Raw genomic sequence first — 11,602 nt, 5'->3', positions numbered from 1 at the left:
CGTGCAGCGCGGCCAGCCCGGACAGTCCTGCCAGCCCGGCCAATGGCGCCGCGGCCAGCGGCGCCAGGGCGGCGGTCAGCATCGGCAGCATCACCGGGATCAGCACGATCGCCTGCTCCAGCAGCGTCTTGAGCAGGGCGATCACGTCGGTGATGATGGTGCCGATCGCCTCGACCGCGGTGAACAGCAAGGTGGCGGCGATGGTGCTCGGGTTGCCGCTGGCGAACGCCGCGGCCAGGTCGGCGGCGATGAACGCGAAGGTCTGCGACAGATAGGCGGCGAACGACCCGAAGTCCATCGGGTAGCCCAGCGCGAACGCGATGTTGTAGGGGCTGAAGAAGCTGAGCGGGTTGCCCAGCACCGGCAGCCAGGGGTCGAAGCCGGCGAACATCGACTGCAGGTAGGGGTTGGCCGCCAGTTCGTTGATCATCGGCTGCAGCACGTTGTTGTAGAAGTCGGTGTAGCCGCTGTTCTGCAGCCACTCCATGATGTCGTTCTGCCGATCCGGCGGCAGCTGCGGCTGGCTGGCGTCTGCGGCGTTGGCCTTGGCGATCTGCGGCGCGGCGACGGTCTGCGGACTCGACGCCACCGCCGCGCCGGCGACGGCCTGGTAGGTGGCCATCACGGTGGCGGCCTGCAGCCACATCCGGCCGTAGTCGGCCTCGTTGAGCGCGATCGGGATGGTGTTGACGCCGAAGAAGTTGGTGGCCACCAGCACCGCGTGGGTGGCGTGGTTGGCGGCCAGTTCGGCCAGCGTCGGCATGGCCGCCAGCGCGGCGCTGTAGGCCGAGGCCGCGATCTGCTGCTGGGCGGCCATCACCGAACTGTTGGCGGAGGCGTGGCTCAGCCAGGCCAGGTAGGGCGCGTTGGCCGCCAGGTAGGCCTCGGCCGACGGTCCCTGCCAGGCCCCGGCCTGCACCGCGCCCAGCAGGGCCGTCAGCTCGTCGGCGATCTCGGTGTACTCGGTGCTCAGGGCGCTCCACGCCGCCGCCGACGCCAGCAGCGGACCGGCGCCGGGCCCGGCCGACAGCAGCGTCGAGTGGACTTCGGGGGGAGACGCGATCCAGATCGGCGTGGTCACGTTCGCCAGCTTCCTCGGGGTGCCCGCCCCGAATCGCAGGTCGCGACGACGTGAGTGTCTGGCTCTCGGGTGGGCTTCGCATTCCCGATCACAGTGGCGGGACCGCTCCGGATTCGCACCGGATTCCTAACATCGTCGTCGCCTTACCCGGCGAATTGTCGCACGCCGGACACCGACGGCCGCCGCTAACCGCCGCCGAGAGCCAAATCCACGACGCCTGTGTCGGCGTGTCTGTCGTGGATTTGGCTCTCACCTGAAGGGGGATCAGTCCTTGCCGTCGATCACCGCGTTGAGCGTCGGGCTGGGCCGCATCACCGCCTCCGTCAGGGCGTGATCCGGCGCGTAATAGCCGCCGATATCCACTGCCTTGCCCTGCACCACGGTCAGCTCGTCGAGGATGACGTCCTGGTTCTTCTCCAACCCGTTCGCCACCGCGGCGAAGTGCTCGGCCAGCTTGGGGTCCTCGGTCTGCGCGGCGAGCTCCTGCGCCCAGTACTTGGCCAGGAAGAACTGGCTGCCGCGGTTGTCGAGCTCCCCGGTCTTGCGAGACGGGTTCTTGTTATCGGCCAGCAGCCTGCCGATCGCCGTGTCCAGCGTCTGCCCCAGGATCTTCGCGCCGCGGTTGCCGGTCTTGACGCCCATGTCGTCGAAGCTGGCGCCCAGCGCCAGGAATTCGCCGAGCGAGTCCCAGCGCAGGTGGTTCTCCTCCACCAGCTGCTTGACGTGCTTGGGCGCCGAACCACCGGCGCCGGTCTCATACATGCCGCCACCGGCCATCAGCGGCACGATCGACAGCATCTTGGCGCTGGTGCCCAGCTCCAGGATCGGGAACAGGTCGGTGAGGTAGTCGCGCAGAATGTTGCCCGTCGCGGCGATGGTGTCCTGGCCGCGGATCAGCCGCTCCAGGGTGTAGCGCATCGCCCATACCTGCGGCATGATCTGGATCTCCAGGCCCTCGGTGTCGTGGTCCTTCAGGTAGGCCTTCACCTTCTTGCGCAGCTCGGCCTCGTGCGGACGCTCGGTGTCCAGCCAGAACACCACCGTCATGCCGGAGATCCGCGCGCGCTGCACGGCCAGCTTCACCCAGTCGCGGATGGCGGCGTCAGTGACCGTGCACAGCCGCCAGATGTCACCGGCCTCGACGTTCTGGCTCAGCAGCACCTCACCGGTGTCCAGGTCGACGATGTCGGCGATCCCGGCCTCGGGGACCTCGAAAGTCTTGTCGTGACTGCCGTATTCCTCGGCCTTCTGTGCCATCAGGCCGACGTTGGGCACGGTGCCCATGGTTGCCGGGTCGAACTGGCCGTGGGTCTTGCAGAAGTTGATCAGCTCCTGGTAGATCCGCGCGAAGGTGGATTCGGGGTTGACCGCCTTGGTGTCCTTGGTCCGCCCGTCGGCGCCGTACATCTTGCCGCCGGCCCGGATCATCGCCGGCATCGAGGCGTCGACGATGACGTCCGACGGCGAGTGGAAGTTGGTGATGCCGTTGGCCGAGTCCACCATCGCCAGTTCGGGCCCCTGCTCGTGGCAGGCGTGCATGTCCTCGATGATCTCTTCGCGCTGCGAGGCCGGCAGCGTCTCGATCTTGTCGTACAGGTCGACCAGGCCATTGTTGACGTTGACGCCCAGGTCGTCGAAGAGCTTCTGGTGCTTGGCGAATGCGTCTTTGTAGAACACCTTGATGGCGTGGCCGAACACGATCGGGTGGCTGACCTTCATCATGGTGGCCTTGACGTGCAGCGAGAACATCACACCAGTCTTGCGGGCGTCTTCCATCTCATATTCGTAGAACTCGCGCAGCGCCTTGACGCTCATGAACATCGAGTCGATGATCATTCCGTCGGACAGGGCGATCTTCTCCTTGAGCACAATCTTCTTGCCGCCCTTGGTTTTCAGCTCCATCTTCACATCACGGGCACGGTCCAGCGTCATCGACTTCTCGCCGTGGTAGAAGTCGCCGTGGCGCATGGTGGCCACGTGGGTGCGCGACGCCTGCGACCACTCCCCCATGCTGTGCGGGTGCTTGCGGGCGTACTCCTTGACCGCCTTGGGCGCACGTCGGTCGGAGTTTCCTTGCCGCAGAACCGGGTTCACAGCACTGCCCAGGCACTTGGCGTAGCGGTCGTGGGTCTGGCGTTCGGCGTCGGTCTTGGGGTCGGCCGGGTAGTCCGGCAACGCGAAGCCCTTGTCCTGCAGTTCCTTGATCGCGGCGACCAGCTGCGGCACCGACGCGCTGATGTTGGGCAATTTGATGATCGTGGTGTCGGGCAGTTCGGTCAGCCGCCCGAGTTCGGCCAGGTTGTTGGGCACCCGCTGGTCCTCGGTGAGCACGTCGGGGAACTCCGCCAGGATGCGGGCGGCCAGCGAGATATCACTGGATTTGACGTCGATGCCCGCGGGCTCGGTGAAGGCCCGCACGATCGGCAGGAACGAGTACGTCGCCAGCAGCGGCGCCTCGTCGGTCAGCGTGTAGATGATGGTCGGCTGGTCGGCGCACATGGCTGTTCTCCCGGCGTCAGGGTTCGAATGTCTGTTGTTCCGCGTGGTACACGGCGGCCTCAAGTATCGCGTACCGGCCATTGGCGGCCACCGGCCGGTGAGCAGGTGGCGGCACCTCCGATAGATGCGATAGGCTGCCAAGCGGTCATGAGTGCCAGCGCGAAGCCCCGGCTTGCTGGCCGGCAACCCTCCAACCGCGGTGGGGTGCCCCGGGTGATTGACCGGGTTGAGTAGCCGCCGCAGGCTACGCGGCAAGCGCGGGTCCGCCACAACGGGCCCCCCGAGTAGACAGGGGAACCTGATGCGTGCCTCCTTGCGCCGATCAGACCGTTGTTGTCGTCGCTGACACCCCTCCTGCCCCAGCGATAACACTCTCTTCAGAAAGCATCTACCTATGACCGCCGGTAACAACTGGTCGTTCGAGACCAAGCAGATCCACGTCGGCCACGCCGGTGACCCGGAAACCGGGTCACGCGCCCTGCCGATCTACCAGACCACCTCGTACCTGTTCAGCGACACCGACGAGGCGGCCGCCCGCTTCGCGCTGGCCGAGCCGGGCAACATCTACACCCGGTTGACCAACCCCACCAACGCCGTCATCGAGGAACGCATCGCCGCGCTCGAGGGCGGGGTGGGCGCCACCTTGCTGTCGGCCGGCCAGGCCGCCAGCACGTTCGCGATCTTCAACCTCGCCGGCACCGGTGACCACATCGTGGCCAGCCCCCGGCTGTACGGCGGCACCTACAACCTGTTCCGCTACTCGCTGCCCAAACTGGGCATCGAGGTCAGCTTCGTCGAGGACCCCGACAACCTGGAGTCCTGGGCCGCAGCGGTCCAGCCGAACACCAAGGCGTTCTACGCCGAGAGCATCTCCAACCCCAAGATCGACATCCTCGACACCCCGGGGGTCTCGGCGGTGGCCCACGAACACGGCGTGCCGCTGATCGTCGACAACACCATCGCCACCCCGTACCTGATCCAGCCGATCAGCCAGGGTGCCGACATCGTCGTGCACTCGGCCACCAAGTACCTGGGCGGCCACGGCACCGCGATCGCCGGCGTGATCGTCGACAGCGGCAACTTCGACTGGACCCAGGGCCGCCACCCCGGGTTCACCACCCCCGACCCCAGCTACAACGGCCTGGTCTACGCCGACCTGGGCCCGCCGGCCTACGCGATCAAGATCCGTGCCCAGCTGATGCGCGACTACGGGGCGGTGGCCTCGCCGTTCAACGCATTCCTGATCGCCCAGGGCCTGGAGACGCTGAGCCTGCGGGTCGAGCGTCACGTCGCCAACGCCCAGCGGGTCGCGGAATTCCTGGCCGCCCGCGACGACGTGCTGAGCGTCAACTACGCCGGGCTGCCCGACTCGCCGTGGTACGAGCTGGCGCAGCGGCTGGCCCCCAAGGGCGTCGGCGGCGTGCTGTCCTTCGAGATCGCCGGCGGCGGGCCGGGCGGCGGCCTAGAAGCAGGAAAAGCGTTCGTCAACGCGCTGCAGCTGCACAGCCACGTCGCCAACATCGGTGACGTGCGCTCGCTGGTGATCCACCCCGCGTCCACCACGCACAGTCAGCTCTCCGGCGACGAGCTGCTGAGCACCGGTGTCACTCCCGGACTGGTGCGGCTGGCGGTCGGCATCGAGGGCATCGACGACATCCTGGCCGACCTGGAACTCGGGTTCGCCGCGGTCGCAACACAGCTCGGCGAATCGTCCGCGCTGGCGGCTCGTTGAGGCGGTTGTCAAAGAGGCCGCGGTGACGATTTCGGAATTCTCGACCCACGTGCTGCCCGCCGAGGGAGAGACCGGCACGGTCGGCATCGGCCCGCTGCGCTTGGAGAGCGGAGCGGTGCTCGATGACGTCCACATCGCCGTGCAGCGCTGGGGCAAGCTGTCGCCGCGTCGCGACAACGTCGTCATGGTGCTGCACGCGCTGACCGGGGACTCCCATGTCACCGGGCCGGCCGGGCCCGGGCATCCCACCGCGGGCTGGTGGGACGGGATCGTCGGGCCCGGCGCCCCGATCGACACCGACCGCTGGTGCGCGGTGGCCACCAACGCGCTGGGCGGCTGCCGCGGATCGACCGGCCCGAGTTCGCTGGCTCGCGACGGGAAACCCTGGGGCTCACGGTTTCCCACCATCTCGATTCGCGATCAGGTGGAAGCCGACATCGCCACCCTGGCCGCGCTCGGCATCACCGAGGTGGCCGCGGTGATGGGCGGTTCGATGGGCGGTGCCCGCGCGCTGGAGTGGATGATCGGCCACCCGGACCGGGTGCGCGCCGGCCTGCTGCTGGCCGTCGGCGCCCGGGCGACCGCCGACCAGATCGGCACCCAGAGCACCCAGGTCGCCGCGATCAAGGCCGACCCGGACTGGCAGGGCGGCGACTACCACGGCACCGGCCGCAGTCCCGAGAGTGGGCTGGCGATCGCCCGGCGCATCGCGCACCTGACCTACCGCGGCGAGGCCGAACTCGACCGGCGATTCGGCAATAGAGCGCAGGCCGAGGACGACCCAGCGGACCCGCGCTACGCGGTGGAGAGCTACCTGGGCCATCAGGGCGGCAAGCTGGTGGCGCGGTTCGACGCCGGCAGTTACGTCGCGCTGACCGAAGCGCTGTCCGGCTTCGACGTGGGCCGGGGCCGGGGCGGGGTCGCCGCCGCCCTGCGGGACTGCCCGGTACCGGCCGTGGTCGCCGGGATCCCCTCCGACCGGCTGTACCCGCTGCGCCTGCAGGCCGAGTTGGCCGAGCTGCTGCCCGGCTGTGCACGCCTGCAAGTGGTCGAGTCCGACTACGGCCACGACGGCTTCCTGCTGGAGACCGACCGCGTCGGAGAATTGATCCGCCAGACCCTGGGCTTGGCGGACTCGGCGGGGGTGCACCGGCGGTGAACCGGTCGCGGCAGCCCCGGCGCGATCGATCGCTGTCGTTCGGCTCGCAGGCGGCCGCCTACGAACGGGGCCGCCCGTCCTACCCGCCGGAGGCGATCGACTGGCTGCTACCAACGGACGCCGCCGACGTGCTGGATCTGGGTGCCGGCACCGGCAAGCTCACCACCCGGCTGGTCGAGCGTGGCCTGAACGTGGTGGCCGTCGACCCGATCGCCGAGATGCTCGAAGTGCTGCAGACCTCGCTGCCGCAGACCCCGGCGCTGCTGGGCACCGCCGAGCAGATCCCGCTGCCCGATGACAGCGTCGACGCCGTGCTGGTGGCGCAGGCCTGGCACTGGTTCGACCCGGCACGGGCCATCCCCGAGCTGATCCGCGTGCTGCGCCCGGGCGGCCGGCTGGGGCTGGTGTGGAACACCCGCGACGAGCGGCTGGGCTGGGTCAAGGAACTCGGCGAGATCATCGGCCGCGAAGACGCCCGCGACGCCGTCGACGGCGGCGTGACACTGCCGGCGCCGTTCGGCGCGATCGAACACCACCAGCTGGAGTGGACCAACTACCTGACCCCGCAGGCGCTGATCGACCTGGTCGCCTCCCGCAGCTACTGCATCACCTCACCGGACGCAGTGCGCACCAAGACGCTGGATCGGGTCCGCCGCCTGCTGGCCACCCATCCGGCGCTGGTCGGTTCGACCGGGCTGGCGCTGCCCTACATCACGGTATGCGTGCGGGCCACCCTGGAATCGTCGTAGGCAAACCGTGACCCGGCCGACTCGTCGGCGTTATCCCTTTGATGCAGAATTTCAACCACCAGTCCCCGTGCCGCTCGGCGTCGGGCAGACAGACGGGGGAGATAATGCGACGCTTCGTGGCCTTGGCCGGCCTGGGGATATGTGCCGGCCTGATCGGCGCCGCGGCGCCGGCGCAGGCGAGTCCGATCGACACCTCGTTCCTGTCCGATCTTGCCGGGGCGGGCGTGCCCGTCGGTGACCCGGCCGCGACCGCGGAACTGGGCCAGTCCGTCTGCCCGATGCTGACCCAGCCGGCCGGCACCGCGGCCTCGGTGGCGTCCCCGGTCACCGCACTGGGCGGCGGGCCCGCCCTGTCGCCGGAGATGGCGCAGCTGTTCACCGAGATCGCGGTGCAGGCGTATTGCCCGCAGCTGCTGGCGCAGCTGGCCAGCGGCCAGCTTCCGGAGCTGCCGATGGTCCCGGGCATGCCGGGCGGCGGCATTCCGGGGCTGTCCGGGGGCATTCCGGGGCTGTCCGGTGGGATTCCCGGGCTGCCCGGCGGAATCCCGGCCATCCCGGTCGCTTAGCCGGTAGCGCCGGCGACGGGCCCGCGCTGCCGTTGTGGCAGCGATGTTTTACGCGAGCTGTTGTTTATCCGGGACGTCAGCGGGTATGCGGGTTCGGCCGACTGGGGAGGGACGGCCTTAGGGCGGCACTGACAAGCCCCCGACGGACCGAAAGGCCAACCCTCATGAGCGACCGGCTGACCCCGCATTTCGCTGATGTACAAGCCCATTACGACCTGTCCGATGATTTCTATCGGCTGTTCCTCGACCCTACCCAGACCTACAGCTGCGCGTACTTCAAGCGCTACGACATGACGCTGGAGGAAGCCCAACTCGCCAAGATCGACCTTTCGCTGAGCAAGCTCGGGCTGCAGCCGGAGATGACGCTGCTCGACATCGGCTGCGGTTGGGGCGCCACCATGCAGCGCGCCATCGAGCAGTACGACGTCAACGTGATCGGATTGACCCTGAGCAAAAACCAAGCCGCGTATGTGCAATCGCGTTTCGATGCGATGGACAGCCCGCGCAGCCGGCGGGTGCTGCTGGCCGGCTGGGAGGAGTTCGACGAACCGGTGGACCGGATCGTGTCCATCGGGGCGTTCGAGCACTTCGGCTACGACCGCTACGACGACTTCTTCACCATGACCTTCAAGGCACTGCCCGACGACGGCACGATGATGCTGCACACTATCTGCGGCCTGTCACCGCAGGAGATCGTCGATCACGGCATGGCACTGACCCCCGAGCTGGCCGACTTTCAGATATTCCTCATGACGGAGATCTTCCCCGGCGGCCAGCTGCCGTCGATCGGTCTGGTCAGGGAGCACGCCATAAAGGCGGGGTTCATGGTGAAGCGCATCCAGTCGCTGCAGCAGCACTACGCGATGACCCTCGACCACTGGGCCGAAGCGCTGGAGGCACACGAGTGCGAGGCCGTCGAACTGCAGTCCGCGGCGGTCTTCGACCGCTACATGCGGTATTTGACCGGCTGCGCCGAGGAATTCCGCGCCGGGCGATTCGACGTCAACCAGTTCACCCTGGCCAAGTGAGGCCGAAGCGTCAGCTGGTTCCCAGCGGGTCGACGGTCGCGGCGATATAGACCATCGCCGTGGCTGCCGTCGTCATCGTCGCAAAGTCCAGTCCCCGGTCCCGCAGCACCAGCAGCCCGGCCCGCTCCTCGGACAGCACCAGCCGCAGCGCGGCGGCCACCGCGGTGCCGATCCCGATCAGCAGGGCACCGCGACGCCAGAAGTTCGCGCCGGCCAGCACGAACGCCGCCACGAAGATCAGCCCCACCAACATGATCGGCCACTGGGCGGCGACCAGCCGGCGGACGTCCACGCGCCTCACAGTTCGCTCTCGACCCGCTCGACGACGTTGGTCAGCAGGAAGGCCCGGGTCAGCGGGCCGACGCCGCCGGGGTTGGGCGACACGTGACCGGCCACCTCCCACACGCCCGGATGCACGTCGCCGACCAGTCCGGCATCGGTGCGGCTGACGCCGACGTCGACGACGGCCGCCCCGGCACGCACCATGTCCGCGGTGAGCAGATGCGGCACCCCGACAGCGGCGACGATGATGTCGGCCTGGCGGGTGAGCTCCGGCAGGTTGCGGGTTCCGGTGTGGCACAACGTCACCGTGGCGTTCTCCGAGCGGCGGGTCAGCAGCAGGCCCAGCGGGCGTCCGACGGTCACCCCGCGGCCGATCACCACCACGTGAGCGCCGGCGATCGGCACGTCGTAGCGGCGCAGCAGGTGCACGATCCCGCGCGGCGTGCACGGCAGCGCCGCCGGGGTGCCCAGCACCAGCCGGCCCAGATTCGTCGGGTGCAGCCCGTCGGCGTCCTTGGCCGGGTCGACGCGTTCCAGCGCGGCGTTCTCGTCGAGATGCTTGGGCAGCGGCAGCTGCACGATGTAACCGGTGCACTCCGGGTTGGCGTTGAGCTCGTCGATGGTGTCGTTGAGCTGCGCCGCGCTGACGTCGGCCGGCAGGTCGCGGCGGAGCGAGGTGATGCCGACCTTGGCGCAGTCGGCGTGCTTGCCGCGCACATAGGCGTGCGAGCCCGGGTCGTCGCCGACCAGGATGGTGCCCAGCCCCGGAACGCGGCCCGCCTGGGCGAGTTTGTCCACCCGGGCCTTGAGGTCGACGAAGATCTCGTCGCGCGTGGCCTTGCCGTCCAACGTGATCGCACCCACGCCGGACATTGTGACATTCCCCGCCGGATCCGACGTCACCGTTGGGGTTAAGCTCCGGGAATGCCTGCTGCTCCCGACGTCTTCAGTCCGGCCAAGCTCGGCCCGATCACACTGCGCAATCGGGTCATCAAGGCCGCCACCTTCGAGAACCGCACCCCGGACGCGCTGGTCTCCGACGACCTGATCGAGTACCACCGGCTGCCGGCGGCCGGCGGGGTGGGCATGACCACCGTCGCCTACTGCGCGGTCTCGCGCGGCGGCCGCACCTCCGACGACGGACTGTGGATGCGTCCGGAGGCCCTCCCCGGGCTGCGCCGGCTCACCGAGGCCGTGCACGCCGAGGGTGCGGCGGTCAGCGCGCAGATCGGCCACGCCGGCCCGGTCGCCGACGCCCGCTCGAACAAGGCCCGCGCGCTGGCGCCGGTACGGTTCTTCAACCCGATCGGCATGCGGTTCGCCAAGAAGGCCACCCGCGACGACATCGACCAGGTCATCGCCCAGCACGCCGACGCCGCCCGCTGGGCCGTCGACGCCGGCTTCGACGCCGTCGAGATCCACCTCGGTCACAACTATCTGGCCAGCTCGTTCCTGTCACCGCTGATCAACCGCCGCTCCGACGAGTTCGGCGGCTCGCTGGCCAACCGGGCCAAGGTCGCCCGCGGAATCGTGCAGGCGGTCCGCCAGGCCGTCGAGAAGGACGGCGCCGGCCAGATCGCCGTGACGGCGAAGCTGAACATGTCCGACGGGGTGCGCGGCGGCATCAGCCTGGACGAATCGCTGACCACCGCCAAGTGGCTGCAGGACGACGGCGGCCTGGACGCCCTCGAGCTGACCGCCGGCAGCTCGCTGGTCAACCCGATGTATTTGTTCCGCGGCCACGCCCCGGTCAAGGAGTTCGCGAACGTCTTCCCGCCCCCGTTGCGCTGGGGCATGCGGATGACAGGCAAGAAATTCCTGCGCGAATACCCGTACCACGACGCCTATCTGCTGGACGACGCCCGGCTGTTCCGCGCCGAGCTGTCGCTGCCGCTGATCCTGTTGGGGGGCATCACCAATCGCGAGACCATGGATCAGGCGATGGCCGAGGGCTTCGAGTTCGTCGCGATGGCCCGGGCGCTGCTGGCCGAACCGGACCTGGTCAACCGGATCGCGGCCGAGCCGGCGACGGTCTCGGAATGCATCCACTGCAACCAGTGCATGCCCACGATCTACCAGCGCACCCACTGCGTTGTCACCGGCGCCCCCGACCTGCTGCGCTGAAGATCCGCGCCGACTCGCGGCCCGCGGACCGGCGGCCACTTCGGTCCGCCCGATACAGTTGATCCGATGAGTCACCCTGCTCCGCCGGTGCTGACCGTGCGCCATGACGGGTCACAAGGCACATTCTCCGCAGGCCACGACGTGGTCATCGGGCGTGACCTGCGCGCCGACATCCGTATCCCGCATCCACTGGTCTCCCGCGCGCACCTGCTGCTGCGCTTCGAGCAGGGCAGGTGGCTCGGAATCGACAACGGCTCACTGAACGGCATCTACGTCAACGGCCAGCGGGTGCCGATGGTCGACATCCGCGACGGCCAGTGCGTCAACCTGGGCAACCCGGACGGCCCCCGGCTGTCCTTCGAGGTCGGGCGACACCAGGGCC

At 68.7% G+C, this 11,602-nt stretch carries 11 protein-coding genes and 2 riboswitches; of the genes, 7 read left to right on the top strand and 4 right to left on the bottom strand.

Features of this window, described 5'->3' with window-relative positions:
- Together DQP56_RS18960 and DQP56_RS18955 are read right to left on the bottom strand one after the other, a co-directional pair.
- Positions 1–1,081: PPE family protein (locus DQP56_RS18960; RefSeq protein WP_133258970.1), on the bottom strand; the 1,081-nt coding region annotated here is incomplete at its 3' end.
- A gap of 30 nt (positions 1,082–1,111) precedes the next feature.
- Positions 1,112–1,256, bottom strand: a riboswitch (cobalamin riboswitch).
- An 89-nt stretch (positions 1,257–1,345) separates the two neighbouring features.
- Positions 1,346–3,580 carry an NADP-dependent isocitrate dehydrogenase gene (locus DQP56_RS18955; RefSeq protein ID WP_112688046.1) on the bottom strand — a complete coding sequence of 745 codons (2,235 nt, stop codon included), beginning with the start codon at positions 3,578–3,580 and terminating at the stop codon, positions 1,346–1,348.
- Positions 3,581–3,723: 143 nt separating this feature from the next.
- Positions 3,724–3,844, top strand: a riboswitch (SAM riboswitch).
- A 130-nt stretch (positions 3,845–3,974) separates the two neighbouring features.
- Here DQP56_RS18955 and DQP56_RS18950 point away from each other — a divergent pair.
- The 5 genes from DQP56_RS18950 to DQP56_RS18930 all read left to right on the top strand — a co-directional run bounded on the left by DQP56_RS18950 (position 3,975) and on the right by DQP56_RS18930 (position 8,814).
- A complete protein-coding gene (locus DQP56_RS18950) occupies positions 3,975–5,312 on the top strand; it encodes a bifunctional o-acetylhomoserine/o-acetylserine sulfhydrylase (RefSeq protein WP_112688041.1) in 1,338 nt (445 codons plus the stop codon).
- 22 nt (positions 5,313–5,334) lie between these two features.
- A complete protein-coding gene (metX, locus tag DQP56_RS18945; protein ID WP_112688038.1) occupies positions 5,335–6,471 on the top strand; it encodes a homoserine O-acetyltransferase MetX in 1,137 nt (378 codons plus the stop codon).
- Positions 6,468–7,220 carry a class I SAM-dependent methyltransferase gene (locus DQP56_RS18940; protein WP_112688035.1) on the top strand — a complete coding sequence of 251 codons (753 nt, stop codon included), beginning with the start codon at positions 6,468–6,470 and terminating at the stop codon, positions 7,218–7,220. Before metX ends, DQP56_RS18940 begins: the two co-directional genes overlap by 4 nt.
- Before the next feature lie 104 nt (positions 7,221–7,324).
- Positions 7,325–7,786: a DUF732 domain-containing protein gene (locus tag DQP56_RS18935; protein ID WP_234825728.1), complete on the top strand. Its 462-nt coding sequence runs from the start codon at positions 7,325–7,327 to the stop codon at positions 7,784–7,786.
- Positions 7,787–7,950: 164 nt separating this feature from the next.
- A complete protein-coding gene (locus tag DQP56_RS18930) occupies positions 7,951–8,814 on the top strand; it encodes a cyclopropane mycolic acid synthase family methyltransferase (RefSeq protein ID WP_112688032.1) in 864 nt (287 codons plus the stop codon).
- Positions 8,815–8,824: 10 nt separating this feature from the next.
- Here DQP56_RS18930 and DQP56_RS18925 read toward each other — a convergent pair whose 3' ends face one another.
- Entirely contained in the window at positions 8,825–9,067 is a 243-nt protein-coding gene (locus tag DQP56_RS18925; RefSeq protein ID WP_049793046.1) for a DUF3017 domain-containing protein, read from the bottom strand.
- Between the two features lie 44 nt (positions 9,068–9,111).
- Positions 9,112–9,960 (bottom strand): bifunctional methylenetetrahydrofolate dehydrogenase/methenyltetrahydrofolate cyclohydrolase, encoded by an 849-nt coding sequence (locus DQP56_RS18920; protein ID WP_112688049.1) that lies wholly within the window; start codon positions 9,958–9,960, stop codon positions 9,112–9,114.
- A 60-nt stretch (positions 9,961–10,020) separates the two neighbouring features.
- On the opposite strand from DQP56_RS18920, the gene DQP56_RS18915 reads away from it, so the two are divergent.
- Together DQP56_RS18915 and DQP56_RS18910 are read left to right on the top strand one after the other, a co-directional pair.
- Positions 10,021–11,220, top strand: coding sequence for an NADH:flavin oxidoreductase (locus DQP56_RS18915; RefSeq protein ID WP_112688029.1), 1,200 nt, complete (start codon positions 10,021–10,023; stop codon positions 11,218–11,220).
- 66 nt (positions 11,221–11,286) lie between these two features.
- The coding region (locus DQP56_RS18910) for an FHA domain-containing protein (protein WP_133258969.1) at positions 11,287–11,602 on the top strand (316 nt) is incomplete at its 3' end.

Origin of the sequence: Mycolicibacter senuensis (genome assembly GCF_003284925.1) — a bacterium.
GTDB classification, from domain to species: Bacteria; Actinomycetota; Actinomycetes; order Mycobacteriales; family Mycobacteriaceae; genus Mycobacterium; species Mycobacterium algericum_A.
Note: the sequence above shows the minus strand (reverse complement) of the source record. Positions and strands in the feature narration are given on the sequence as shown.